At 64.9% G+C, this 26,780-nt stretch carries 23 protein-coding genes; 8 read left to right on the top strand and 15 right to left on the bottom strand.

What is annotated here, in order from left to right; genetic code table 11:
• The first annotated feature begins 300 nt into the window (after positions 1-300).
• Both WM2015_RS07570 and arsS read left to right on the top strand, forming a co-directional pair.
• Positions 301-1,131 carry a sterol desaturase family protein gene (locus WM2015_RS07570; RefSeq protein WP_245609822.1) on the top strand — a complete coding sequence of 277 codons (831 nt, stop codon included), beginning with the start codon at positions 301-303 and terminating at the stop codon, positions 1,129-1,131.
• Positions 1,124-2,086: an arsenosugar biosynthesis radical SAM (seleno)protein ArsS gene (gene arsS, locus WM2015_RS07565; protein ID WP_049725470.1), complete on the top strand. Its 963-nt coding sequence runs from the start codon at positions 1,124-1,126 to the stop codon at positions 2,084-2,086. The genes WM2015_RS07570 and arsS overlap by 8 nt, the downstream gene beginning before the upstream one ends.
• A 241-nt stretch (positions 2,087-2,327) precedes the next feature.
• Here the strand turns inward: arsS and WM2015_RS07560 are convergent, their stop codons facing one another.
• The 5 genes from WM2015_RS07560 to WM2015_RS07540 all read right to left on the bottom strand — a co-directional run bounded on the left by WM2015_RS07560 (position 2,328) and on the right by WM2015_RS07540 (position 8,271).
• Entirely contained in the window at positions 2,328-3,347 is a 1,020-nt protein-coding gene (locus tag WM2015_RS07560) for a glycosyltransferase family 2 protein (protein WP_049725469.1), read from the bottom strand.
• Between the two features lie 72 nt (positions 3,348-3,419).
• A complete protein-coding gene (locus tag WM2015_RS07555; RefSeq protein ID WP_049725468.1) occupies positions 3,420-5,525 on the bottom strand; it encodes a DUF7452 domain-containing protein in 2,106 nt (701 codons plus the stop codon).
• Between the two features lie 93 nt (positions 5,526-5,618).
• Complete coding sequence (locus WM2015_RS07550) at positions 5,619-6,485, bottom strand: cupin-like domain-containing protein (RefSeq protein ID WP_156200989.1); 867 nt, start codon at positions 6,483-6,485, stop codon at positions 5,619-5,621.
• Between the two features lie 26 nt (positions 6,486-6,511).
• Positions 6,512-7,831, bottom strand: a complete 1,320-nt coding sequence (locus WM2015_RS07545) for an amidohydrolase (protein ID WP_049725466.1) — start codon at positions 7,829-7,831, stop codon at positions 6,512-6,514.
• 20 nt (positions 7,832-7,851) lie between these two features.
• A complete protein-coding gene (locus tag WM2015_RS07540; RefSeq protein WP_049725465.1) occupies positions 7,852-8,271 on the bottom strand; it encodes a DUF1801 domain-containing protein in 420 nt (139 codons plus the stop codon).
• A gap of 102 nt (positions 8,272-8,373) precedes the next feature.
• Between WM2015_RS07540 and WM2015_RS07535 the strand changes: the two genes are divergently transcribed.
• The 4 genes from WM2015_RS07535 (at position 8,374) to WM2015_RS07520 (ending at position 12,953) form a co-directional block, all read left to right on the top strand.
• Positions 8,374-10,014 (top strand): AMP-binding protein, encoded by a 1,641-nt coding sequence (locus tag WM2015_RS07535; protein WP_049725464.1) that lies wholly within the window; start codon positions 8,374-8,376, stop codon positions 10,012-10,014.
• Between the two features lies 1 nt (position 10,015).
• Complete coding sequence (locus WM2015_RS07530; RefSeq protein ID WP_049725463.1) at positions 10,016-10,837, top strand: M90 family metallopeptidase; 822 nt, start codon at positions 10,016-10,018, stop codon at positions 10,835-10,837.
• Positions 10,834-11,838, top strand: a complete 1,005-nt coding sequence (locus WM2015_RS07525; protein WP_245609821.1) for an alpha/beta fold hydrolase domain-containing protein — start codon at positions 10,834-10,836, stop codon at positions 11,836-11,838. Before WM2015_RS07530 ends, WM2015_RS07525 begins: the two co-directional genes overlap by 4 nt.
• A gap of 62 nt (positions 11,839-11,900) precedes the next feature.
• Positions 11,901-12,953, top strand: a complete 1,053-nt coding sequence (locus tag WM2015_RS07520; RefSeq protein WP_049725461.1) for an NAD(P)-dependent alcohol dehydrogenase — start codon at positions 11,901-11,903, stop codon at positions 12,951-12,953.
• A 24-nt stretch (positions 12,954-12,977) separates the two neighbouring features.
• Here the strand turns inward: WM2015_RS07520 and WM2015_RS07515 are convergent, their stop codons facing one another.
• On the bottom strand, positions 12,978-13,997 hold the full coding sequence (locus WM2015_RS07515) for a TIGR00341 family protein (protein ID WP_049725460.1): 1,020 nt from the start codon (positions 13,995-13,997) through the stop codon (positions 12,978-12,980).
• 109 nt (positions 13,998-14,106) lie between these two features.
• Here WM2015_RS07515 and WM2015_RS07510 point away from each other — a divergent pair, with 109 nt between their 5' ends.
• Complete coding sequence (locus tag WM2015_RS07510) at positions 14,107-17,730, top strand: hydantoinase B/oxoprolinase family protein (protein WP_049725459.1); 3,624 nt, start codon at positions 14,107-14,109, stop codon at positions 17,728-17,730.
• Here the strand turns inward: WM2015_RS07510 and WM2015_RS07505 are convergent, their stop codons facing one another.
• Positions 17,731-18,054: a hypothetical protein gene (locus WM2015_RS07505; protein ID WP_156200987.1), complete on the bottom strand. Its 324-nt coding sequence runs from the start codon at positions 18,052-18,054 to the stop codon at positions 17,731-17,733.
• A 92-nt stretch (positions 18,055-18,146) separates the two neighbouring features.
• Here WM2015_RS07505 and WM2015_RS07500 point away from each other — a divergent pair, with 92 nt between their 5' ends.
• Entirely contained in the window at positions 18,147-18,668 is a 522-nt protein-coding gene (locus tag WM2015_RS07500; RefSeq protein WP_049725457.1) for a class IV adenylate cyclase, read from the top strand.
• Here WM2015_RS07500 and WM2015_RS07495 read toward each other — a convergent pair.
• The 8 genes from WM2015_RS07495 to rplI form a co-directional block, all read right to left on the bottom strand.
• On the bottom strand, positions 18,632-19,795 hold the full coding sequence (locus tag WM2015_RS07495; RefSeq protein ID WP_049725456.1) for a lipoprotein N-acyltransferase Lnb domain-containing protein: 1,164 nt from the start codon (positions 19,793-19,795) through the stop codon (positions 18,632-18,634). The genes WM2015_RS07500 and WM2015_RS07495 overlap by 37 nt on opposite strands.
• A gap of 3 nt (positions 19,796-19,798) precedes the next feature.
• Complete coding sequence (locus WM2015_RS07490; protein ID WP_049725455.1) at positions 19,799-20,632, bottom strand: CorC family transporter; 834 nt, start codon at positions 20,630-20,632, stop codon at positions 19,799-19,801.
• Between the two features lie 51 nt (positions 20,633-20,683).
• On the bottom strand, positions 20,684-21,157 hold the full coding sequence (gene ybeY, locus WM2015_RS07485) for an rRNA maturation RNase YbeY (protein WP_169751122.1): 474 nt from the start codon (positions 21,155-21,157) through the stop codon (positions 20,684-20,686).
• Positions 21,147-22,130 carry a PhoH family protein gene (locus WM2015_RS07480; protein WP_049725454.1) on the bottom strand — a complete coding sequence of 328 codons (984 nt, stop codon included), beginning with the start codon at positions 22,128-22,130 and terminating at the stop codon, positions 21,147-21,149. The genes ybeY and WM2015_RS07480 overlap by 11 nt, the downstream gene beginning before the upstream one ends.
• Positions 22,131-23,474, bottom strand: coding sequence for a tRNA (N6-isopentenyl adenosine(37)-C2)-methylthiotransferase MiaB (miaB, locus tag WM2015_RS07475; RefSeq protein WP_082169550.1), 1,344 nt, complete (start codon positions 23,472-23,474; stop codon positions 22,131-22,133).
• 81 nt (positions 23,475-23,555) lie between these two features.
• A complete protein-coding gene (gene alr / locus WM2015_RS07470; protein WP_049725453.1) occupies positions 23,556-24,629 on the bottom strand; it encodes an alanine racemase in 1,074 nt (357 codons plus the stop codon).
• Positions 24,630-24,683: 54 nt separating this feature from the next.
• Positions 24,684-26,060: a replicative DNA helicase gene (gene dnaB / locus WM2015_RS07465; RefSeq protein ID WP_049725452.1), complete on the bottom strand. Its 1,377-nt coding sequence runs from the start codon at positions 26,058-26,060 to the stop codon at positions 24,684-24,686.
• 260 nt (positions 26,061-26,320) lie between these two features.
• Entirely contained in the window at positions 26,321-26,776 is a 456-nt protein-coding gene (gene rplI / locus WM2015_RS07460; RefSeq protein ID WP_049725451.1) for a 50S ribosomal protein L9, read from the bottom strand.
• Positions 26,777-26,780: the final 4 nt, after the last annotated feature.

The raw sequence follows: 26,780 nt of genomic DNA, 5'->3' as shown, positions 1-26,780 counted from the left end.
CCACCACGGCGTCGAGATCCACCACCGCGATGCGGAACCCCGGTCTGAGCCTGCGCCATGGAATGCGATCCGAAGCAAAGCACCAGCGCCAATGCACACCGAAATGTCGTCTTCATCGAATCTGTTCTCCCTGGTCGTCGGATTTCCCGGCAGCATCGAGTCATGATTGGCGACGCCGGTGGTTGCCTCAGCATAGCGCAGGCAAGCCCGGGCCCGAGTCCGCTCAGCCTCGAGTGCGAGGAACAGGACACGAGCCGCATCTTCAGGCTCGACTGATCCTGCAACTGGTAGCATGCCGCCATGGACTGGATGCTGCAGCACGAACCCGCCTTGCGCCTGAGCGTCTTTGCGCTGCTGCTGGCCCTGCTGCTCCTCGCACAACGTGCCTGGCCGGCGCGGGGCGACGGGCAATGGGCCGCCAGACAGTCGACGAATGCCGCGCTTGCCGTTATCGATACGCTGATGTTGCGTGTGCTCTTTCCGATGCTCGCGGTCGGCCTGGCCGTCGTGATTCATGGGCAGAACGGAGGGCTGTTTGCTCGACTTGACTGGCCACTCTGGCTCTCGATTCCCGCTGCGGTACTGATCCTGGACCTGGCCATCTACTGGCAGCATCGCTGGATGCATGCCATCCCCTGGCTGTGGCGCCTGCACCGCGTCCACCATGCCGACACCGGCTTCGACGTGACCACGGGCGTGCGTTTCCATCCGCTCGAGATCGCCCTGTCCATGGGCTACAAGCTGGGGCTGATCTGGATGCTGGGTCCACACCCGGTGGCCGTGCTCGTCTTCGAGATGCTGCTGGCGGCCGGGGCGCTCTTCACCCATACCGACGTTGCTCTGCCTCGTTCACTGGATCGTCGCCTGCGCTGGCTGTTCGTGACTCCATCGATGCATCGCATTCATCATTCCAGCTGGCAGCCGGAAACCGACTCCAACTATGGCTTCCATCTCTCGTTGTGGGATCGCCTGTTCATGAGCTATCGTTCCGAGCCGCGCGACGACGAGCGCCGGATGATCATCGGGCTGAAGGAATTCCGGCGGCCCGAGGATCAGCGTCTCACGGCCCTGCTACTCAACCCGTTCCGTTCCAGCAAGCGACCCTCAAAGGACACTCCTCGAGATGCGTGACACCTGGCCCCTCCTGAAGGACACCGATTTTCCGGCGATCCGGCGCGACCGGCTCGATACCCTGCAGATGAACCTCGGCTACCTGTGCAACATCGCCTGCCTGCACTGCCACGTCGGGGCCGGGCCGACCCGCAAGGAATTGATGGACCGCCCGACCATGGAAACCGCCCTGGCCGTGGCCGAAAGGTTCGCCGTTCGCAGCCTGGATCTGACCGGGGGCTCACCGGAGATGAACCCGGACTTTCGCTGGCTGGTCGAACAGGCACGGGGTCGTGGGATGCACGTCATGGACCGACTCAATCCGACGATCATGGAAGAGCCAGGCTACGAGTGGGTCGGCGAGTTTCTTGCGCAGCATCGCATCGAGGTCATCGCCTCCCTGCCCTGCTACTCGCAGGAAAACGTCGATGCTCAGCGCGGCAACGGCGTCTTCGAGTCCTCGATCAAGGCCCTGCAGACCCTCAATCGGCTCGGCTACGGCGAGCCGGATTCAGGCCTGGAACTGAACCTGGTCTACAACCCGCTCGGCCCCAGCCTGCCGCCGCCGCAAGCTGCCCTGCAAGACGACTACAAGCGCCTGCTCGGCGAGAACTTCGGCATTCGTTTCAACCAGCTGTTCACGATCACGAACATGCCGATCAAACGCTTCGGCGCCATTCTTGCCGCCAGGGGGGAGTTCGAGGAATACATGCAGCTGCTCAAGGACGCCTATCGACCCGAGAACCTCAAGGCGGTGATGTGCCGCAGCCTGATCAGCGTCGACTACCGCGGCTATCTCTACGACTGCGACTTCAACCAGATGCTCGATCTACCCATCGGGGCGGACGAACACCGCCCGCACCTGAACGACCTGCTCGGCGATACCCCCCTGCCCGAGCGTATCGCGATCGGCAACCACTGCTACGGCTGCACCGCCGGCCAGGGCTCGAGCTGCGGCGGCGCCCTGAGCGACTGATCCACTCGAACCAGGTACCGAGTAAGAGGCAGAGTCGGATTGGGAACCACGAAGGACACGAAGGGCACGAAGAAAACCATTGAAAGTCTTGTTTGGGTTGGCTTCGCTGAGATGAGGGTTCAAGCGACTCGTAGCCACCCCCTTTCCTGTTGTCTTTCGTGTTCTTCGTGTCCTTCGTGACCTTCGTGGTTAAGCGCCATTTCTCCTGCGCCATGATGCCGGGACGTCCGTAGCGCCGATTTCATGACTTCCTGGCCTGCCTTGGCAGGACGATATTGCCGACGACGCGTTCCGCCTGCGCCTCGATCCACTCGGGCTCGAAGCCGTCGAGTTGCTCGACGACGTAGAGCGGTCGATTCTTCGTCTCGATGAAGATGCGGGCGAGGTACTCGCCGAGGATGCCGATCGAGAACATCTGCAGGCCGCTGAAGAACAGGATCAGGGTGGCCAGTGAGGCGTAGCCCGGCACGTCCACGCCCCAGATCAGGGTGCGCAGCACGATCCAGCTGGCATAGGCCAGCGCGATCAGGGCGAAGACCACGCCGAGATAGCCCCAGGCTCGCAACGGGGCGGTCGAAAAGGAAGTGATGCCTTCCAGCGCCAGGTTCCATAGCCGCCAGACGCTCCAGCGGCTGCTGCCCGTGTAGCGCGCCGGACGAATGTAGTCGATGGTTTCGACCTTGAAACCGACGTAGTTCATCAGCCCCTTCATGAAGCGGGTCTTTTCCGGCAGATGCAGCAGCGCGTCGACCACGCGTCGATCCATCAAACGGAAATCGCCGACGTTGGCGGGTACCTGGTTATGGGCCAGCACATCCATCAGGCGGTAGAAGGCCGCGGCACTGACGCGCTTGAACCAGCCGTCCTCCGGGCGCAGGCTGCGATGGGCCAACACCACATCGGCGCCCGCGCGCCAGCGCTCTAGCATCTGCGGAATCAACTCCGGCGGATCCTGAAGATCCGCATCGAGGATCACCACCGCTCGGCCGCGGGCCAGATGGAGCCCGCAGGTCATGGCGGCCTCCTTGCCGAAGTTGCGCGCCAGCCGAACCGGATGCACGGCTGGATTACGTGCCCGCCAGGCCAGTAGTTCGGCGTGCGTGCTGTCGTTGCTGCCGTCATCGACCAGTACCAGCTCGACCCCATCGGCATCGAGGGAGGCCAGCACCGGCTCCAGGGCGGCGGCCAGTCCGGCAATGCCCTCCGCTTCGTTGAAGCAGGGGATGATCAGGCTCAGTTCCGGCGTCGAAGGGGCGCTCATGCGGTCTGGCTCGATTCCAGGGACAGGCCGGAGTATATCGGAGCCGGCCCGTCCCGACAGACCGGCCCCGTTTCAACCCTCGAAGCGATCCGCGAACAGGGAATCCTGACGGCTGAGAACGCACTCTTCGAAGGCGCGCTGATCGACGAAGACATTGAACTCGGCACTGGCCGGAAACGGACCGCCATAGCTGAAGATCGTCCAGCTACGCACCCCATCGTGTTCGAAGTCCCAGGCGGCATTGACCGCCTGCCCCGAATTGGGCAGGAAGACCGCGGCCTGAGGCCGGGCGCAACGCAAGGGATCGTTGCCGAGAATGGGGTGATAATCGAGACGCGTATTGTTCAAGCCGCTCTGGCCGACCCGGTGGCGAAAGGCATTCGGGCTGGGATCCTGTGCATAGACGTGAAAGCCCACACCCTCGGGCATCGCCTCACCGATCCCAAGATTGGTCACGGCCCAGCACTGTGAGCCCGGCGCGCCGAGCGGATCACAGACATAGGTCACGCCAGTGAAGCGAGCGTTTTCGGTGCCACCCTGCCAGGCGGCGGTGGCCAGGACCACGGCCTGATCCGGACCCCGACCGTTGAGGAAGGTCTGGCTCAAACGTGTCTCGGGGCCTGTCGAGTTGGCGGCCGTCGTGACATGCAGGTAGTTGGATCCGAAGCCACTCTGCACCCCGGGCACGAAGAGATTCAGCGTTGCCGACTGAGGAGTGGTGCCGCCCATGGCGTAGGCGAACCAGTCCCCCAGCTCGAAGACGGCCATCGGCAGTGCGTTCTCCACGCTGTTCCCGGGTGAAGGATTGAAGACCTTGCTCACCTGCGGCCTGGCTCCGGGTTCGCCCGGCAGGTCGAGTTCGATCAGGTTGTTCCCCGGGGGTGTGCTCTTGCTTGCCTGGGAAATCCGGTCACCGAACTCGAAGGCGCCGATGTCCAGGCCGAACTGTCCGGGTCCGATCGTTCGCCGACGGCCGTCCGCATCGACCTGGGGCAGCCCGGCCTGGGCGAGCACCAGCTGCAGGAGGGCCGCGTTGGCGGCATCGATGGCCGGAGAGCCGGCACCCGGGCGCGGCATTTCGGGCGAGAACAGCAGGGGGTCCGCGGTGATCGTGTTGGTCGCTGACGGTGGCAGCCCGACGAAGCCGTTGTCATGGACGAGATTGCGATCGAACTGGAAGTCGGCCGAGTAGTTGCCGCTGACGATCGCCGGATAGAGGTTGCCGGCCATGAGATTCTGGCTCAGCACCCCGCTGACATCGCTCCCGACCACAACGGAATCCACGAGGAGGCCGGTGTCGGAACAACCGACCACCGTGTTGTTCAGGAACTGCACGGTATAGGTCGCGGCGAAGCGGGTGGCGAAGCGAATCCCGACGGTCTCACCGATGTTCCGTCCCGGGCAGCTGAGGACATTGCCGATGGCACGCACGACAAGACTGCTGAAGCTGCCGGTGATCAGGGCTTCATCGGAGCCCAGATGGATCGCGGCCTCTTCGAAGCCCCCGAGGATCCGATTGTTGAAGACCGCCACGCTGCTGCTGAGGCTGGGCCCCAGATCCAGGTCGATGCCCCGACCCGACAGCACTTCGGGGGCCTCGATGTGGTTGAAAGCGATCCGGCCGGTGGTCAGGCCCGCACTGAGCACCCGGAGGACGGGAAAGCCGTCCGTGCGTCGCTGATCGAGCAGTCGATTGTTCTCGATCCGAAGCGACAGCGAATGGTTCACGTTGTTGTTCAGGATCTGGATTCGTCCGCCGCCCTGAGCGCCTGCTTCGAAGACATTGTTGATGAATTCGATCTCCGCCGGGCCCGCCGGATTGGCCAGGATACTGCCGCCGGTAAAGCGCAGGCCGTCGATGCTCAGACGCCAGGCCGATGGTCCTGTCGTGATCGAGCGACCTTCGGAGAACCTTGGCAGAAAGCCTGGTGCTCGGTGCAGATTCAGACGCTTGTTGATCGTCAGCGTCTCATCGATCGGGCCATTGCTGGCGACCAGTACCGTATCGTCGTTGGCCGAGGCATCGATGCAGGCTTGCAGCGTGCCATTGCAAGGCGCAGCACCCGGCCAGGTCCGGGTGACTCCGGCGGCTTCCGAAACGAGCGACGAGACGAGCGCCAGACCGAATAGCAGATGAAAGTCCGCGAACGGCAGTCGCAGTACACGACAAAAGGACATGTGAGGTGCTCCTGAAAGCAAGGAAAGGCCTGTGTGGTTGAACGGAAATCCCGGACCTTGCGTGCCATCGCCTGGCGACGCGATCGAGAAGCGCTAACCAGGCAGGCCCAGGGCACGGTGCGTGCGTTCAACGGCCAGGCGCTCATTTCGATCGTTCCAGCCCTGGCCGATGAATCTGCGCATCAGGCCCTCGATGCTGCGCAATACGGCCAGGTTGTAGATCATCTTCGCCAGATTGCCCGGCCGACGCGGGAAGGCGCGCAGGGACATCGAAAAGCCGATGTCCTCGTAGCGAATGTAATGCCAATAGCCCGGCGGGATGTAGAGCGCATCGCCGTGTTCGAGAAGCGCCTCCTGCCCCCTGGCGTGACGCAGGGCAGGAAAGCGCTCGTAGTCCGGTGGATCGATACCGGCATCGAACAGGGCGCTGAAGGAAAACGGGACGCGGTACAGGCAAGGGGTCTGATCGGGGGCAAAGAGCACGACCCGCTTCGGTCCGCCGAAGTGGCAGAGCAGGATGTCGGCGAGATCGATATCGAAGTGCAGCTGAACACGGGCGCCCTTCCCGCCCATGAACAGCACGGGCAACCTGCGAAAGAACTTCAGGCCCAGTTCCGGGTAGCTGAAATCCTCCGTGAGCGCGGGAATCTCCTTCAGGAAATTGAAGAAGAACAGGCGCAGATCGTTTTCGCCCCGCTCCAGGCGAGCGATGTACTCCGACAGACTGAGGCGGGCGGCAGGTGCATGCTGATGCTTGCGGCCCCTCGAGGGCTGACTGTCATAGAGCGGCACCACGCGATCGCCGGCAATGGCGCGCAGATAACCCGGGCCCCACTTCTCGCGCGCCGGCCAGTCGCGGGTCAGGTCGCTGAGCACCACCGGGCGCTCCGGTTGCTTGAACTCGGCCTGGAAGGCAGCGGCCGTAAGGGCTGAGCGACGCTCGACGTTCGTCAATTCCATCAAACGGCCACTCCTTTCACGAGGCCTTACGGTGCGGAATCGGCTGGCTCGGGCGGCTGCAGATAGTCGAGACTCAGGCCGAGCAAGGCCCGGGTCCCCAGCAGCAGGGCGTCCTCGTCCAGGAAGAACAGGGGCGAATGATTGCTGGGCACGTTCGTCGGATCCTGGTCGGGCGGTGTCGCCCCGACGAAGATGAACATCGCCGGTGCGTGCTTGCCGTACTCGGAGAAATCCTCCGCACCCGTGATCGCCGGGATCTCGATCACGCGACCCTCGGCCACACGCTCCAGGGTAGGCCACATGCGCGCGGTCAGCGCAGGATCGTTGCGGGTGACGGGATAGCCGCTCATCCAGGGAATCTCCGTGTCGACCTCGGCCCCATGGGCAGCGGCCACCTGCCGGGCGATACGTTCGAGCTCCTCGAAGACCCGGGCACGCATGTCCTCTTCGAAGGTCCTGATGGTGCCGATCAACTCAACCTGGTCCGGGATGATGTTCTGACGAATGCCGCCCTGGATCGCACCGAAGCTGACGACCACGGGCGCTCGTGTCAGATCCGACTTGCGACTGACCACGGTCTGCGCGGTGGAGACGATATCCGCCGCGGCGACGATCGGGTCGACGCCGCCCCAGGGCCGCGAGCCGTGCGTCTGCCGGCCTCGAACCACGATGCGGAAGCTGTCCGCCGCGGCCATGAAGGGCCCGGAGCGCAGCGCGATGACGTTGGAGGGGATGCCCGCGATCACGTGCAGCCCGAACACCGCTTCGGGCAGGAAATCCTCGAACAGACCCTGCTCGATCATCAGCGAGGCACCGCCTTCTTCGCCCTCGGGCGGCCCTTCCTCGGCGGGCTGGAAGATGAACATCACCTCGCCCGACAGCTCGCTCCTGCGGCTGGCCAGGGCCTGAGCCACGCCCATCAGGATGGCCGTGTGCGCGTCATGACCACAGGCGTGCATCACGCCCGTGGTCTGGCCTCGAAACTCCGTGGTCACGGTCGACGCGAACGGCAGATCGACCTGTTCGGTCACCGGCAGCGCGTCCATGTCCGCTCGCAGGGCGATCCGCGGACCCGGCCGACCACCGCGGAGAATGCCCACGACGCCCGTATGACCGAGATCGGTGCGCACCTCCAGGCCCAGCGATTCCATGTGCTCGGCGACCAGCGCCTGGGTCCGGAACTCTCGATTCCCCAGTTCCGGATTCTGATGGATATCGCGTCGCCACTCGATCACGTCCGCGTTGACTTCCTCGGCCAACTCGGCGGCATCCAGCGCGAGAACGGACGAAGCGGAAATCGACGCGAGCAGCAGAACGCCGAGGCAGGCAGTGATTGACTTGTGCATGGAATAACCTCGCAGAGACTTCATTCAGGATAGCGTGACTGCATCACGTCCAGCGAGCGCTCGTTCATGGCATCGAGAACCTCCAGATCGATCTGCTCCAGGCGTTTGATGTACAGACAGCTCTTGCCGGTTCGAACCTTGCCCAGTCGATCCAGCAGATCGGCTTGATCCTCGAAACCGTCCATCAGGTAGAGCACCAGCTGGCCCTTGCGCGGCGCGAAGCCGATTCGCGGCCACTCGCCCTCCCTTCCACTGGAATAGCGGTAGCGGTATCGCCCGAAGCCAATGATGCGATCTCCCCAGAGCACCGGGGGCTGGCCGCTGAAGCGCTGCATCCGTTCGATCAGATTCCGACTGTCCTCCCGCTGCACGGGGTCGTCCAGGGCATCGACGCAGGCCAGCACATCGGCCTCGCTCGCCCGAGTCTTGTTCTGGCTCATGCGACGGTCCTTGCAGGCATCACCTGAGCCAAGTGTAGCGTGTGAAGGCACCAACTCCCTGCCTGCATGCTAATTTAGGGGCTGATCCCAAGGACCGCCAGCATGCGAAGCATCCAGGCACAGATTCTGCACCGGGCCCAAGCGAGCCCTGGCCAGCCCTACCTATGCCAGCCGGTGAATCGGAGCTGGCGCCAGTGGACCTGGTCCCAGGCGGTCCAGGAGGCTCGACAAATGGCCGTCGCCCTGGCCGATCTCGGCCTGGAGCCGGGCGATCGAGTCGGCATCATTTCCCGCAACTGCGCCCACTGGGTGCTGGCGGATCTGGCGATCATCCTGGCGGGGCTGGTCAGCGTGCCGGTCTATCCGACCGCCAATGCACGAACGATCCAGCAGATCCTCGAGCACAGCGAAGCCAGCTTGCTGATCGTGGGCAAGATCGATGATCCGGAAGAACAACTTCGTGAGCTGCCGAAGGGCCTGCGGACCCTGGCCATGCCCTACGACGAGGCCGTCGGTGAACTGCAGTGGGAAAGCGTGCTTCGCGAGGCCGACGCCGGCCGCTTCCAGCTCCAGGCCCGGGACGACGCCGACCTGGCCACCCTGCTCTACACCTCCGGGAGCACCGGAGCGCCGAAGGGGGCAATGCACAGCCATGGCAATTTCTCCTGGGTCGGCCAGAATCTGCCCGCCGCCCTCGGCGTCCAGCCCGGCGATCGCGTGCTCTCCTACCTGCCGCTCTCGCACTGCACCGAGCGCGCCTACGTCGAGGCCAGCAGTTTCTATTCCGAAAGCACCCTGTATTTCGTCGAATCCATCGAGACCTTCATGGAAGATCTGGCCCACGCGCGACCGACCCTGTTCGGTTCCGTGCCGCGCCTGTGGAAGAAATTCCAGATCGGCGTGCTGGAAAAGCTGCCCCAGCGCAAGCTGGACCGGCTGCTCGGCCTGCCGCTGATCGGCGGCCTGGTCAAGCGCAAGATCAAGCGCGGACTGGGCCTCGATCAGGCCCGCTGGTTCGCCAGCGGCAGCGCGCCGATCGCGGTGTCCCTGCTGGAATGGTGGGACGCGCTGGACGTGCCCATCCACGAAGGCTGGGGCATGACCGAGACCTTCGCCTACGGCACCTCCCTGCCGGCCGGAAAGACGCCGAAGTACGGAACGATCGGCCAGGCGCTGCCTGGTGTCGAACTCGACGTCAGCGACGCGCAGGAATTGCTGATCCGATGCCCCTGCCTGATGCAGGGCTATTACAAGGCGGACGAGGCGACCGCCGAGGCCATGACGGACGACGGCTTCTTCCATACCGGTGACCAGGCGTCCGTCGACGACGAAGGCTGGGTGCACATCACCGGTCGGGTCAAGGAACAGTTCAAGACCACCAAGGGGAAATACATCGCGCCCGTGCCGATCGAGAGCCTGCTGGCCAGAAACGACCACATCGAGCTGGCCTGCGTCCTCGGCACCAACCTGAGTCAGCCGTCCGCGCTGATCCAGCTCGCCGAGACCGCCCCGAGCGACCGGGCCTTCCTCGAAGCCGAACTGGAGGCCACGCGCCGAGCCGTCAACCTGGAGCTCGAACCGCACGAGCGCCTGGGCCAGTTGATCGTCATCAAGGACAGCTGGGAACCGGAAAACGGGATGCTCACCCCGACGCTCAAGCTCAAGCGCCAGGCCATCGAAGCCCGCTATGGCGCCCTGCTCGACCGTTCGAAATCACCGGTGGTCTTCGAGCAGGATCTCTGACATGGAGATCCTCGGTTTCGCGGCCCTGGCCTTCGTTCTCTGGCTGGGCTGGCTGCGCTGGAAGCACTACCGACGAGCCAGGCTGTTCTCGGCCGAACTGCCGGCCGATTGGAAGGCCATCCTCGAACGCAATGTGCCGCTCTACCGACGCTTGCCCGAGGAACTTAAGCCGCGCCTGCATGGCCACGTCCAGGTGTTTCTTGCCGACATGGACTTCCAGGGTTTTCAGGGCCAGGAGATCGACGACGAAGTCCGAGTGACCATCGCCGGCAATGCCTGCATGCTGCTGCTCAACCGCAAGGGCCAGTTCTACGCCAATTTCTCGTCGATCTACGTCTACCCGAGCACCTTCATCGTCGACCAGGAAAGCTACGACGGGGTGATCGCATCGATCGAACAGGACCATCGCCTCGGCGAGTCCTGGCATCGAGGACCGGTGGTGCTGGCCTGGGACTCGGTGTTGCACGGCACCTTCGATGTCCGCGACGGGCACAACGTCGTGCTCCATGAATTTGCCCACAAGCTCGATGACATGGATGGTCAGGTCGACGGGGCCCCGCTGTTCGGCAGCGGGCCGGAAGCCGCGCGTTGGGCGCGAGTCATGCAGCGTGAATTCGAAGATCACGTCTCCCGGGTCGACCGGCATCTGCCAACCGTGATCGATCCCTACGGCGCCACCAATCCCGCCGAGTTCTTCGCCGTTCTGACCGAGACCTTCTTCGAAGAACCGGGCCATCTCCACGAGCATCACCCGGAACTCTACGCCCTGATGCGCCACTGCTACGGCCTCGATCCGATTCACTGGCGCGAGCCGGTCGCTTGAAGCGCTGGCGCCGACGCCTGCTGCTGTTCCTGGCCATCGGCCTGCTGGCTAGCAGCTTCTGGGTGCTCTGGGCCGAATCGCAGCCACAGCAGGAACACTGGCTCAGAAGCCAGGCCCAGGCGCAGTTGCAAAGCTGGTTTCCCGAAGCCATGCAACCCCTCGAAAGCGAGGTCGGATTCCATCCGCGGCCGTCCCCTGATGAGCCACGCGCCCGGGTCGTACTGCTGCATGGGCTCGACGAGCCCGGCGGCCTGTTCGTTGAACTCATTCCCGCCCTGACCTCCGAGGGTTACGAGGCCATCGAGTTTCGCTACCCCAATGACCAGGCGGTCTCCGAAAGCGCCGATCTACTGGCGATGCACTGGGAGGCGCTGCCGGCCAATCGCCCCGTCGTGCTCCTCGGGCACAGCATGGGCGGCCTGGTCATCCGCGACTTCGTCACCCGTTCAGGACCGAGCTGGTCGGCTGGCCCGCAGTTGGCCGGTGTGTTGATGCTGGGCACCCCGAACCAGGGCTCCGACTGGGCTCGGCTCCGCGTCTGGCTGGAGCTGCGAGACCGTCTGGGCGATGATGAGCAAGGCGACTTCGCCCTGTTTGCCGGTCTGCGCGATGGTACCGGCGCAGCCAAGATCGATCTGCGCCCCGACAGCCACTTCCTGCGCGAACTGAACCGAAGAAGCTGGCCCCAAACGATCCCCTTGGCGATTCTCGGCGGCCGCCTCACCCCGCCGCCGGAACAACTGCAGGCCAGCCTGGCCAACCTGGACGAGGCCACCGGCCACAGCGGCTGGGCGGACGGCTTCGCCGCCTGGCTGCGCGAGAGCGGAGAGGGTCTCGGCGACGGCGTGGTCCCCGTCGCCTCACTGGCCTTTCCTGGGTCACCCTCACCGGACCTGGTGCAGGCGAGCCATCGCGGTCTGCTGGTCAGTGGCCCGATGTATGACGGTCGACCACCCGGCATCGCCTGGACCCTCGCGCAAATTGAATCGCTGCTCGATTAGCGCTGAAGGCAATTCACCGTTCACACCCTATACTGTTTTCGTCAATCATCAGGAGTCCCACCATGCCCGAAGTCCGCGCCTATGCCGCCCAGTCAGAAAGCTCGGGTGTCGCCCCGATGCCGATCCCCCGCCGCGAGCTGCGTCCTGACGATGTCGCCATCGATATCGACTACTGCGGCATCTGCCACACGGACATCCATTTCGTCGAGAACGACTGGGGTGGCACGCTCTACCCGGTCGTGCCCGGCCACGAGATCATCGGCACCGTGACCGCCGTCGGCTCGGAAGTGACGGGCTTCAAGGCCGGCGACCGGGTCGGTGTCGGCTGCCTGGTCGACAGCTGTCGTGAATGCGCTTCCTGCGACGAAGGCCTGGAGCAGTACTGCGAGCAAGGCCCCACGGTGACCTACAACGGCGAGGATCGCCACGACGGCACCCGGACCTACGGCGGCTATTCCGAACACATCGTGGTCAGCGACCGCTTCGTACTGCACGTCCCGGATGCACTGGATCCGGCCGCTGCGGCTCCCCTGCTCTGCGCCGGCATCACCACCTACTCACCGCTGCGCCACTTCGGTATCGGAACTGGCCACAAGGTGGGCGTCATCGGCATGGGCGGACTGGGTCATATGGGGGTGAAGTTCGCCCGCGCCCTGGGTGCCGAAGTCGTGCTGTTCACTCGCTCCCAGGGCAAGGTCGAGGAGGCGAAGAAGCAAGGTGCGCACGAGGTAGTGATCTCCACCGACGAGGCGCAGATGGCCACCATGGCCGGTCAGCTGGATTTCATCCTGGACACGGTGCCGGTCCATCACGACCTCAACCCCTACCTGATGACCCTCAAGCGGGACGGCACTCACATTCTGGTCGGCATGCCCGAGCCGCTCGACCCGCCGGTCGATGGCGCCGCGCTGATCTTCGGCCGCAAGCGCCTGGCCGGCTCACTGATCGGTGGCCTGCCGGAAACGCAGGAGATGCTGGATTTCTGCGCCGAGCACGGCATCGTCTGCGACATCGAAATGCTCGACATCGCCAAGGTCAACGAAGCCTACGAGCGCATGAAGAAGGGCGACATCCGCTACCGCTTCGTGATCGACATGCGCACGCTCAGGGCCTGAGATCACTTCCCCCAACGGGAACCGTCAGCCTCCGAGCTGACGGTTCTGGAGGATGAAGAGAAGGGCCAGACCGGTCAGGGCCATCGCCCAGAACAGCAGGAACCACCAGGCCGAGCGACGGGCACGGGCCTTGTCCCACCAGGTCCTGGGGGAAATCCCACGCCCGAGAAACACGACGATGGCGGACAGGTTCACCGCGGCAACGTTCGTGCTGTAGAGCAGCAGAGCCCCCGCCGCTTCCCGCCACTGCCCTGCCCCGGCCAGCAGGGCGGCGACCAGCAGAGGCGGCAGCAAGGCCACGGCCACCATCACGCCGACCAGCGTGCCGGCGACGCCACTGGTCATGGCGAGCGCACCGGCACCCCCGGCTGCCAGCGCGAGGATCAGATCCAGGGTACCGATGCGGGTGCGGTTGGCGATCTCCGGGAGCGCGGGATCGACCTCGAAGAAGGCGCCGCACAACAGACCGAGGACTGTGGCCAGGGCCACACCGGCCATGCCCGTGCGCACGGCCCGCCAACCCAGGCCTGCATCGGCGAGCGTGGCCGCCATGGCCAGGGCCATGTTGGGCCCCAGCAGCGGCGCGATGACCATCGCCCCGACCAGGACCGCGACATTCCCCTGCACCAGGCCCACGGCCGCCACGATCGAGGAGAACAGCACCAGCAGCAGGTACTCGGGATTCAGGCGCGCGTTCTTGCGCACCCGCTCGTGCAGCTCGATCCGACTCAGCCGGTCGACCTCGTCCTGCGACTTCGCGGGTTCGGCTTGTTCCGCGTTCTCCGCAGGCGCTTCCGGGACCGGCAGCGTCGCCTCGACCGCGTAGAGCGTCATGCGGAAGTCGTCGTAGCGCTCGCTGAGCGCTTCGAAGCGATCGAGGAAGGCTTCGACCTTGCCTTGCTCGACGAGGACGCGAAGCACGGCACGCTGACCATCCTGCTCCACCAGGGCGCTGAGCTCGATCGGCTCCAGCTCGAGAATGCGCTGGCGCAGGCCTTCCAGACGCTCCAGCGGCAGGCGCATTTCGATCAGACGGACGGCCACGAGATCGTCTCCCTCTCCTCAATGCTCTTGATGATAACGCCTGGCCCGATGCCACTCGGAGCGCACTGTCGTTGGCGCGATATACTCCGGCAGGAACCCAATCCAGCGGATGAAGCTCATCGATCCGACGCACAAGAAATGGCAGTTCTGGATCGACCGGGGCGGCACCTTTACCGACGTGGTGGCCTGCGCGCCGGACGGGCGCCTGCGCACGGCCAAACTGCTTTCCGAACACCCGGAGCGCTACGAGGACGCGGCGCTGGCGGGCATTCACCAGCTGCTCGGACTGGCCCCGGACGCTACCCTGCCCGATGAGCTGGTCGACAGCGTGCGCATGGGCACGACGGTGGCCACCAATGCCCTGCTGGAGCGCAAGGGAGAGCGAACGGCCCTGTTGATCACCCGGGGCTTCGCCGACGCGCTCCGCATCGGCACGCAGGGTCGGCCCGACATCTTCGCGCTCGACATCCAGCGGCCCGAACTCCTGCACGAGACCGTCGTGGAGGTGGACGAGCGGATCAGCGCCGACGGCCAGGCATTGCGTCGCCCCGATCTCGACCGCTTGAAGGACGAACTGGGGCGGCTCAAGGACGCCGGCATCCGCGCCCTGGCCGTGGTCTTCCTGCACGCCTACCGCTACCCCGAGCATGAACGACAGGTCGGCGAGCTGGCCCGGTCCATGGGCTTCGAGCAGGTCAGCCTGTCCCACGAGGTGAGCCCGCTGATTCGACTGATCGGGCGCGGCGACACCACCGTTGTCGACGCCTATCTTTCGCCCGGCCTGAGGCGCCACGCCCAACGCGTCGCCGGAGGCCTCGGCAAGGCGCGCCTGAGCTTCATGAAGTCCGACGGGGGACTGACCGAAGCCGCTCGTTTCTCCGGCAAGGACGCCATCCTCTCCGGCCCCGCCGGTGGCATCGTCGGCTGCGCCCGAAGCGCCGAGGCGGCCGGCTTCCAACGCGTGATCGGCTTCGACATGGGCGGCACGTCGACGGACGTCTCTCACTACCAGGGCGAATTCGAACGCTGCTTCGACACGGAAGTCGCCGGCGTTCGACTACGAAGCCCCATGCTGGAGATCCATACGGTCGCTGCGGGTGGAGGCTCCTGCCTGCACTTCGACGGCAGCCGCTACCGGGTGGGCCCCGACTCGGCCGGCGCGAACCCGGGACCGGCCTGCTACCGGCGCGGCGGACCGCTGACCGTCACCGACGCCAATCTGCTGCTGGGCAAGATCCAGCCCCGCTTCTTCCCCGATTGCTTCGGGCCGGAGGGCGACCTGCCGCTGGATGAGGCGATCGTGCGCCTGGGCTTCATCGCGCTGGCCGAGCGGATCGAACGGTCCACCGGCAAAGCCCAGGCTCCGGAGGCCGTGGCCGAAGGCTTCCTCAGGATTGCCGTGAGCAACATGGCCAACGCGATCAAGACCATTTCCATCCAGCGTGGGCACGATCTGAAGGGCTATGCACTCAATTGCTTCGGTGGCGCCGGCGGCCAGCACGCCTGCCTCGTCGCCGACGAGTTGGGCATCGACACGGTCCTGATCCATCCCCTGGCCGGCGTCCTGTCGGCCTATGGCATGGGCCTGGCCGACGTGACCGCACTCGAAGAACTCGCCGTCGAGGCGGAACTGCAGCCGCTCCTGCTGGAACGGATCGGGTCGAGCCTGGAGCAGACTCGATGCAGCGTTCGCCAGCAGGTGGCGGACCAGGGCATCGATCCATCGCGGATCGAGGTCCGCGTGCAGGCCCAGATCAAGTATGCGGGCACCGATACGGTACTGGCCATCGAGCTCGCCGAGCCTGGCCGCATGCGCGACGACTTCGAAGCCCTGCATCAGCGCCAGTTCGGCTTCCTCATGCCCGACCGCCCGCTCGTCATCGAAGCCTGCGTGGTCGAAGCCATCGGCCTGGCCCATGCCCGTAATGAAACGGAAGAACGCTTGCCGACCTCGGGGACCGCGCCGGAACCGGTAACGCGAACCAGGACCTTCATGGCCGGGCAGGAGCACCGCGATACGCCGGTCTACGAGCGCCGCGCCCTGCGCCAGGGTCAGACCCTGCAAGGACCGGCCATCCTGACCGAGGACAATTCCACCACCGTGCTGGAGCCCGGCTGGCGTGCCAGGATCGACGCACTGGGCATTCTCGTTCTCGAACGATCGAAACCTCGATCCCGACAGCCTGATGCTGACACACGGGTCGACCCGGTGCGCCTGGAAGTGTTCAACAACGTGTTCCGTTCGATCGCCGAGCATATGGGTGCGGCCCTGCAGAAGACGGCCTGGTCGGCGAATATCAAGGAACGCCTGGATTTCAGCTGCGCCCTGTTCGATGCGAATGGCCACCTGGTCGCGAACGCACCGCACGTCCCGGTCCACCTCGGTTCGATGGGCGAAAGCGTGCGATCGGTGATCGAAACCCATGGCCAGGACATGCGCCCCGGCGATGCATTCCTGCTCAACGACCCCTACCGGGGCGGGACTCATCTACCGGATCTGACGGTCATCAGTCCCTGTTTCGATGAGCGAGGAAAGCGCCTCTTCTTCACCGCCAGCCGCGCGCACCACGCCGATATCGGAGGGCTCACGCCCGGTTCGATGCCGCCGGATTCAAGCAGGATCGAGGACGAAGGCGTGCTGTTTTCCGGCTTGCGCATCCTCCGCGACGGCAAGCTGGAGGAATCGGTCCTGCGCGAGCGTCTCGCAGGCGGACCCTATCCGGCCAGGAACATCGAACAGAATCTGAGCGATCTCAGGGCACAGATCGCTGCCAATGCGCGTGGTCGGAGCGAGCTGGAGGCGCTCGTCAGGCAATACGGACAGCCAGTGGTGGAGGCCTATATGGGTCACATCCAGGAAAACGCCGCCGAGCAAGTCCGGACCGCCCTATCCCGACTCGAGGGCGGGTCCTGGGTCAAGCGCATGGACTGTGGCGCGGAGGTCCACGTCCGGATCGATATCGACCGGAACCAGCGCCGGGCACGCATCGATTTCAGCGGTACCAGCCCTCAGCAGGACAACAACTTCAATGCACCCGCCGCCGTGACCCGGGCCTGCGTGCTCTACGTGCTGCGGACCCTGATCGACGATGACATCCCACTGAATGATGGCTGCCTCGCGCCCGTCGATCTGGTCATTCCCGAAGGCAGCCTGCTCAATCCGAGCCCGCCCGCCGCCGTGGTCGCCGGCAACGTCGAAACCAGCCAGGTCGTGACGGATGCATTGCTCGCCGCCCTGGGATGCCTGGCCAATGGCCCCGGCACGATGAACAACCTGACCTTCGGCAACGCCGAACACCAGCATTACGAAACCCTCTGCGGCGGCGCCGGCGCCGGCCCCGGCTTTCCCGGCTGCGATGCGGTCCATGTCCATATGACCAATTCCAGACTGACCGACCCCGAAATTCTCGAGACCCGCTTTCCGGTCAGGCTCGAAGGCTTCGAGATCCGACAAGGCTCCGGTGGCCTGGGCCGATGGCGCGGCGGGCATGGCGTCGAACGGCGGCTCCGTTTCCTCGAGGACATGACCGTGGCTCTGTTGGCGAATTCGCGGGCGATCCCACCATCGGGTCTGGCCGGCGGCGGCGAAGGCGCCACGGGTCGCGCATGGATCGAGCGGGTTTCAGGCCAACGAGAGGAACTCTCCGGCTGCCAACGAGTGGACGTGCTTGCCGGTGATCTACTGGTGATTCAAACACCCGGCGGTGGTGCCTATGGATCGCCGCGATCCTGATCAGCGACGCATGTTCCTGAGGCGCTGCCACACCGAGTCGGCCAGCAGATAGAGCAGTAGCCCGATCAGGGCCGACATCGGCCCGGCCAGGGAACCGGGCAGGCTTGGAATGAGGACATGGACCCGATCGGCCGCCCAGCGGAAAAAGAAACCGGTCAAGCCCCAGATTGCATCGATGAGGCTGTAGAGGGTTCCGTCCACGGGCAGGAATTCGAAACGCGTCAATCCGAAGCAGACTGCCGCAATCATGGCCACGATGAAGAACGGATAGTCCCAGCCGCCACCCTCGGACTTTCGCGCCTGCGCTCGATGCGATTGCATCATGGAAAAACACCCTCCCGAAGCTGACGGAGTTCACATTGTGCCGCTTTCGCTCGCAAGTTACCATCCCGGCCCCCGGTGAGGAAATCGCGACCATGCCGAGCAATATCGAAATCAAGGCCAAAGTGAACCGACCCCGAGCCCTTGAAGAGCTTGCCCGCCAGCGATCGGACGGTTCCGCGGAAGTGCTCCATCAGGACGACACCTTCTTCCACTGCACGAACGGTCGTCTCAAGCTACGGGACTTCGGCAATGGTCGAGGCGAACTGATCGCCTATCGGCGGGCTGATCAGGCCGGACCCAAGACCAGTCGCTATTCCATCAGCCCGACCGACGATCCCGCAGGCCTTCGGACAACGCTCAGCGAGTCGCTGGGAATCCTGGGCCGCGTCCGCAAACGACGCCTACTGCTGATGGCCGGACGGACCCGGATCCACCTTGACGAGGTCGAGGGGCTCGGGAGCTTCATGGAACTCGAAGTGGTGCTGGCACCCGGGGAATCCGAAGCGGAGGGGGTACGAGAGGCCGACGAGCTGATGCAGGCACTGGGAATCGAACCGGCGGACCTGATCGAGGGTGCCTATCTGGACTTGCTGCTGACCTCGGAACGACGCTGAAGGGCGGACAGGCCCAGCCCAAGCGTCAGGGGCCCGTACCAGAGCATCTGGTCCAGACGAAACTGACCGATGGGAATGACCAGGTAGATCGCACCCAGCAGCGCCAGACACATCAGTGACCAGGCCAGGATTCGATACGGCCGGTCCTTCAGGGGCAGTAGCAACAACAGCCAGAATGGATTGAGCACCAGCAGCATGGCATTGCGCCAGGTCGCCTCATGCCCGGAGCCGATCCACATCATGGCCAGCACGAGCCCGGCCGCACCCGCAGCCAGGGCGGCCAGGGTCCGGGTCAGAGCGGCCAGGCGCTGACGCCGCTGGGCCATGGCGGGCCACATCAGCAAGCCCAGGCTGAGCAGGCCCAGGCCGAGGCTGATCGGCCAGACACTCGGCTCGTTCGGGCGATCATTGATCGGATCGGCATCGAGCAGCACTCGGTCCTCGAGCACCAGAGCGCCCTCCCCGTAGGGCAGACCCACCAGGGAATCGGCCAGGCGCACGGGCAAGAAGGCCTCGTCCCAGACGGTGATGGGTCGATCGACGGCCGGACCCAGCAGGGTCATGATCCCCGTGTGCAGCCAGAAGCGATGGGAGGTCATCGCCCGCGTGTGATCCCGGAAATTGCGCACGGCAGGCCGGCTGCTCAGGGGCTCGCGCAGGGCGCCGTTGGTCACTTCATCGAGCAGGTCACGCAGCCAGGTCGAACAATTGGCCAGGTAGTAATCGTAGGGGTAGTACTGCGGCTGCGGGAAGATCGACTCGTGCAGGCGATCGTAGAGTGCGGCGATCCTGGCCTCGTCCAGATTCAATCGCTGCACCCGAATCGAACGCCCGCGCTCGCGATAGAACTCGAACTCCCGATCGATCCGCGTCGCCGCACCGTAGTACGGCATGATGCCGCGGGCGAAATCCCGATAGAAGCCGTCACGGCCCAGTTCGAAGTAGCCGAAGCTGAAGCTGTGATCGAGACCTCGCTCTTCGTCACGAATCCAGATCGCGTTGTGCCCGAACAGCTCCCAGACTTCCTGGCCGGGACCATAGGTCACCAGCCAGGCCTCCTGCGCCCGCAGCGAGGAGATCGGTGCGAGCAGCAGCAGGGCGAAGAGACAGCTCAGGACCCGACGCACGGATCAGACCGGGGTGACTTCCATGGCGTGCAGGCGACGGTCGTCTGCGCTGGTCACCTTGAAGGCCCACTCGCCGATCTGCACCGACTCCCCGGCCTCGGGCAGCCGTCCGAACTCCGCCACCACCAGGCCCCCGATCGTGTCGTAGTCGTCGTCACTGAAATCGGTGCCGAGCGCGTCGTTGAAATCATCGATCGTCGTCAGGGCCTGGACGAGGTAGCGCGCATCGTCCAGACGCCGGATATCCTCGACCGCCTCGGCGTCGTGCTCATCGTCGATGTCACCGACGATCTCCTCCAGTACGTCCTCGATGGTGATCAGACCGGACACGCCGCCATACTCGTCAACCACGATGGCCATGTGATTCTTGCTGACCCGGAATTCCCTGAGCAGCACGTTGAGACGCTTCGACTCGGGAATGATGACCGCCGACCGCAGCAGCTCCGACAGCTCGGGCTTGTCGCCGGCGACCAGACGCAGAAGGTCCTTGGCCAGCAGGATGCCCCGGATCTCGTCCTTGTCTTCCCCGACCACGGGGAAGCGCGAATGCCCCGATTCGATGATCAGTGGCAGGATCTCGTCCAGGCCGGCATTCTCCGGGATGACCACCATGTGCGAGCGCGGAATCATCACGTCACGCACCTGGAGCTCATCGACTTCCAGGGCCCCTTCGAGCATGGCCAGCGTGTCGGCCTCGATCAGGCCCTGCTCGGAAACGTCGCGAAGCAGTTCGATCAGGTCGTCGCGACTGCGAGGTTCACCGCCGAAGGCACGGCCCAGCTTCTCGAGCCAGCCGCGCGAGGCGGAGCTGGTACTCCCGGAACCGTCGTCGCTCATCGGATGGAGGCGCGGCCTGCGAGGGGCCGGCAGGAATGGGTGGAGCTTGTATCAGGATGCATCGTCAGATTCATAAGGGTTGTCGAAGCCGAGTTCCGCCATCAGCGCGATCTCACGCGCTTCCATCGCCTCGGCCTGTTCGGCATGAGTATGGTCGAAGCCGAGCAAATGCAAGAGCCCGTGCACGACCAGATGTGCCCAGTGTGCCTCGAGTGCCTTGCCCTGCTCCACCGCTTCGCGCTCGATCACGGGCGCGCAGAGCACGATGTCCCCGAGCACTCGCCGGCCTTCGATCGCGGGGGAAGACGCCGGGAAGCTCAGCACATTGGTCGGATAATCCTTGCCGCGCCACTGCCGGTTGAGTGCCCAGCCCTCGGCCTGGTCGACGAGGCGGAGGTTGAACATGACGGCTCCCTCCTCTCGCAGCACTGGCTCGACCCAGCGGCGCAGGGCCTCGTCATCCGGCAGCGCAGGATCATCGACCTCCCGCTGAACTTCCATTTCGATCAGGTCGTTAGCGCTCATTTCTGCGTTCGTCCTTGAGCTCGTCGGCTCGTTCGTAGGCTTCCACGATTCGGCGCACGATCGGGTGCCGAACCACATCGCGTGAGTCGAAGAAGGTCTGGCTCACGCCCTCGATGTCCTTGAGGAGGCCGATCGCCTGACGCAGACCCGAAGTCACGTTCGCCGGCAGGTCGATCTGGGTCATGTCCCCCGTGATGACCGCCTTGGAACCGAAGCCGATCCGGGTCAGGAACATCTTCATCTGTTCCGATGTCGTGTTCTGCGCCTCATCGAGAATCACGAAGGCATCATTGAGCGTGCGGCCGCGCATGTAGGCCAGGGGCGCCACTTCGATGACGTTGCGCTCGGACAGGCGCGCGGCCTGCTCGAAGCCCAGCATCTCGTAAAGGGCATCGTGCAGCGGCCGCAGGTAGGGGTCGACCTTCTGGGCCAGATCACCGGGCAGAAACCCCAGGCGCTCGCCCGCCTCGACGGCCGGGCGGACCAGCACGATGCGCTGAACCCGATCGCTTTCGAGGGCATCGACGGCGCAGGCCACGGCCAGGAAGGTCTTGCCGGTCCCGGCGGGACCGACTCCGAAATTGACATCGCAGCTGGCGATTCGCTCGAGGTAGCGCTTCTGGTTCGGCCCACGGCCCCGGATCAGGCCGCGCCGGGTGCGAATCGCGATCTCGCTCTCGGCTTCGCTTTCCTGCTCGTCCAGGCCGGATTGCTGGAGCTGCAGATTGACCAGTGCCGGCGTCAGCACCTCGCGCTCGGTCTGGCGGTAGAGCTTGCGCAGCACGCGCCGGCCCGCCTGCACGGCATCGGCCTCGCCTTCGATGCTGAAGACGTTGCCGCGTCCCGCGATCGACACGCCCAGACGCTTCTCGAGCAGTCGGAGGTGGTCGTCGAGGTGGCCGCAGAGATTGGCCAGTCGCTCGTTGTCGGCGGGTTCGAGTTCGAGCGTGATCGCCGAGGCAGGCTTGCTCATTCAGGCAGCCTGGTCCTGGTCGCCGACCAGACGTCCGCGCAGGGAATTGGACAGCGCGGCCGTGATCCTGACCGTGGCCATACGCCCGATCAGCTCGGCCGGACCCGGGAAGTTGACGACCCGGTTGTTTTCCGTGCGACCCGCCAGTTCGGCCGGGTTCTTCTTGCTCGGCCCTTCGACGACGATGCGCTGATCGCTGCCGACCATGGCCTCGGAAAAGGCCGCGGCCTGGGCATTGATCTGGGCCTGCAGGCGCTGAAGTCTGGCCTTCTTCTCCTCCAGGCTGACGTTGTCCGGGAAGTTCGAGGCCGGCGTCCCGGGCCGAGCGGAGTAGATGAAGCTGAAGCTCTGGTCGAAATTGAGCGTCCTGACCAGGTCCATGGTCTGCTCGAAATCGCTTTCCGTCTCGCCGGGAAAACCGACGATGAAGTCCGAGGACAGGGCGATATCGGGTCGCACCTCGCGCAACTTGCGGATCTTCTGTTTGTACTCCAGCACCGTGTGCCCACGCTTCATCAAGGACAGGATGCGGTCGGAGCCGGCCTGGACCGGCAGGTGCAGGTAGTTGGCCAGCTTCGGCACGTCACGGAAGGCCTCGATCAGGCTGTCGGAGAACTCGACCGGATGCGAGGTGGTGAAGCGGATGCGCTCGACGCCCTCGATGTGCGACACGTAGTGGATCAGGAGTGCCAGATCCGCCGTGCCGCCACCGTGCATGGGACCCCGGTAGGCGTTGACGTTCTGGCCGAGCAGGTTGATCTCGACCACGCCACGCTCGGCCAGCTCGGCAACCTCGGCGATGACGTCGTCGAGCGGTCGAGAGACCTCTTCGCCGCGCGTGTAGGGCACGACGCAGAAGGTGCAGTACTTGCTGCAGCCCTCCATGATCGAGACGAAGGCGCTGGCGCCCTGCTTCCCGGCCGGCGGCAGATTGTCGAACTTCTCGATCTCCGGAAAGCTGATGTCGATGGCCGGCTTGCGGCTGTCCCTGGCCTGATCCACCATGCCGGGCAGGCGATGGATGGTCTGCGGCCCGAACACCAGATCGACGAAGGGCGCGCGCTTGACGATGCCCTCGCCCTCCTGGCTGGCGACGCAGCCGCCGACCCCGATGACCACGTCGGGATTGCGCTCCTTGAGTGGGCGCCACTTGCCAAGCTGGGAGAACACCTTTTCCTGCGCCTTCTCGCGGATCGAGCAGGTATTGATCAGGATGACGTCGGCGTCCTCCGGAGAGTCGGTCAGGGTCATGCCGTGCGAGGCGGCGAGCACGTCGGCCATCTTGTCCGAGTCGTACTCGTTCATCTGGCAACCGTGCGTCTTGATGTAGAGCTTGCCGGCCATGGGTCTGTCAGGGCGTCGAAACGGCCGAGTATTGTATCGCAGCGCGGGCCCTGCGGTCTCGATCGGCACGATCCACGCGTCTCAGCATCCTCGGTAGCGAACCCGGCGGGTAATGCGGCAGACCAGTTCATAGGGGATGGTGCCGGCGTGCCGGGCCACCTCTTCCACCGGAAGCCCATCGCCCCACAGGACCACGGGCGAACCGATACTGGCCCCCGGGCAGGCAGTCAGATCGATGGTGATCATGTCCATCGACACTCGCCCGGCCAGGGCGCAGCGATGTCCATCCACGAGTACCGGACTGCCGTCGACCAGGCTGCGGGGATAACCGTCCCCGTAGCCGATGGAAGCGACCCCCACCCGCAGATCCCGCTCGGTCCTGAAGCGGGCGCCATAGCCGATCGCCTCTCCGGCCGCCACCTCGTTGATCGCGATCAGCTCGCTGACCAGGGTCATGACGGGTCGAAAGCCGAGCTCGCCGGCATGGCCATCCTCGAAGGGCGAGATGCCGTAGAGCAGGATACCGGCCCGCACCCAGTCGGCCCGACTTCCGGGATGAGCAACGATGGCAGCCGAGTTGGCCAGACAACGCTCGCCCTCGAGCCCCTCGACCGCTTGCTCGAAACGCTGCATCTGCCGGGCCGTCGGCGCCGGGTCGGCTTCGTCGGCGCGAGCGAAGTGGCTCATGAGATTGACCTGTTCGACGCCCACCAGGCGCCGAAGCCGCGCATGGCACGCCGCCGCCTGCTCCGGTGGCACGCCGAGGCGGTGCATGCCGCTGTCGATCTTCAGCCACAGGCGCGGGCTGGTGGAGCGCCCGTAGCGCTCCAGGGCCTCGATCTGCGCCACATGGTGGACCGTGAGTTCCAGGCCGAGCTCGTCGGCCACGGCCAGATCCTCGTCGTGGCTGACCCCTTCGAGCAGCAGGATCGCCTGCCCGGTACCCAGCCGGCGGATGGCCCGGGCTTCCTCGAGGGTCGCCACGGCCAGCAGATCGGCAGACGCCAGGGCCGGCAGGCACAGGTCGAGGCGGTGACCGTAGGCATCGGCCTTGACCACGGCCATGACCCGACTGTCAGGCGCCAGCTCGCGAATCCGAGCCAGGTTGTGACTCAGGGCCCGGGTGTCGATTCGTGCCAGGGTGTTGCGCGCCATGCTACGGCGGGTGTCCTGGCAGACCTGGCCCGCATGATTCGTGATTCATACGGGTCAGCCGTCGAGGCCGTGGTGGTCGTAGGTGAAGTCCCGAAAACGCAGGAACTCGCCCTGGAAGCTCAGGTTGAAGTGTCCGGTGGCGCCGTTTCGGTGCTTGCCGATGATGATCTCGGCCTTGCCCTTGTCCGGCGAATCCTCGTTGTAGACCTCGTCACGATAGATGAACAGGATCAGGTCCGCGTCCTGCTCGATGGCGCCGGATTCGCGCAGGTCGGCCATTTTCGGGCGCTTGTCCGGGCGTTGTTCGAGGGCACGGTTGAGCTGCGACAGGGCGATGACCGGCACCTGCAGCTCCTTGGCCAGGGCTTTCAGGCTGCGCGAGATCTCGCTGATTTCCTGAGTGCGGTTCTCACCGAGGCCGGGCACCTTCATCAGCTGCAGGTAGTCGATCACGATCAGACCGATGTCGTGGTCGCGCTTCATGCGGCGCGCCCGCGCGCGCAGGTCGACGGGCGACAGGGAGGGCGTCTGGTCGATGAACATCTGCGCGCCCTTGAGCATGGTCATGGCCGAACGCAGGTTCACCCAGTCGTGATTGTCGAGGCGACCGGTGCGGAGCTTGTCCTGGCCGATCTGCCCCAGGGAGGAGAACAGGCGCATGACCAGCTGCGTGTCCGACATTTCCATCGAGAACACGGCCACCGGCACCTTGTAGCGAATGGCGGCCTTCTCGGCGATGTTCATGGAAAATGTGGTCTTGCCCATCGAGGGTCGAGCCGCGACGATGATCAGGTCGGTCGGCTGCAGGCCTGCCGTGCGCTTGTCGAGCTCGGAGAACCCGGTCGGCACGCCGGTCAGTTCGCCTTCGTTCTCCTGCAGCTCGTTGAGCAGGTCCATGGCCTCGGCCATGACTTTCTGGATCGGCACGTAGCCGGACTGCTTGTGGGCGCCCTGGTCGGCGATGGCATAGATCCGCTTCTCGGCCTCTTCCAGCAGCTCCTTGCTGTTGCGCCCGCCGGACTGGAGCGCATCGTCGGCGATCGACGTACCGATCTCGATCAGCTGGCGCAGGATCGATCGCTCGCGAACGATGTTCGCATAGCCCAGCACATTGGCCGGCCCCGGCGTCTCGTTCGCGAGCATGGTCAGGTAGGCGCCCCCGTCGACCTTGTCGAGCATGTCACGGCTGGCGAACCAGTCGGCCACGGTGACGGCATCGCAGGGCTGCCCGCCCTGGCAGAGTTCGGCGATGGCCCGGTAGATCAGACGATGATTGGCGCGATAGAAATCGCTCTCGTCGATCTGATCGGCCACCTTGTCCCAGGCATCCGTGCTCAGCATCAACGCGCCCAGCAGGGACTGCTCGGCTTCGTTCGAATGCGGCGGCGCCTTGGCGCTGCTCAGGGTCGACAGTTGTGCTTCAGCGGCCATGCCAGGTCCTGCTCCGGGTCTCGCTCGATCGGGGGTCGATCAGTATAGCGCCAGCTCGGGCCCACCGATCGACCGCGCTCCTGAAACCCGCCTTGTTCACCACCCGTTCGTTGCAGGGCCTGGTGGTGCCGCCGTAGAACGGGTGGTGAATCAGGCGGGTTAAACGAAAAAATCACCGAGACCTTCGCGGGCCGAATGACTACGGCGCGCTCGGTACTCGGTGATTCTTTCTGGATTCCGCCCCGAGGACGGAAATCCGATCAGCCTTCTTCGCCGACCACGGTGACCTTGACCTCGGCCTGCACGTCCGCGTGCAGGATCAGACCAATGGTGTACTCACCCGGCTCGCGGATCGGGCCTTCCGGCATGTCCACTTCGGCCTTCTCGACGGCAAAGCCCATTTCGGTCAGCTTGGCCGCGATTTCCTGCGGATTGATCGAGCCGTAGAGGCGACCTTCGGGGCTCAGAGCCACTTCGAAGCGCACTTCCTCGATGCCACCGATGGCCTCTGCACGAGCCTGGGCGACGCCCAGCTTCTCGTTGGCCTGGCGCATCAGTTCTTCGCGCTGGGCTTCGAACTTCTCGATGTTCTCCGGCGTGGCAGCCACGGCCTTGCCGCGCGGCAGCAGGAAGTTGCGGCCGTAGCCCGGACGCACGGTCACGGTGTCGCCCAGACCGCCGAGATTGTAGACATTTTCAAGCAGAATCAGCTTCATGGCG

It is taken from the genome of Wenzhouxiangella marina, from assembly GCF_001187785.1.
Classification (GTDB): Bacteria; Pseudomonadota; Gammaproteobacteria; order Xanthomonadales; family Wenzhouxiangellaceae; genus Wenzhouxiangella; species Wenzhouxiangella marina.
The sequence above is the reverse complement of the archived record's forward strand: the minus strand, read 5'-3'. Positions and strand labels throughout refer to the sequence as shown.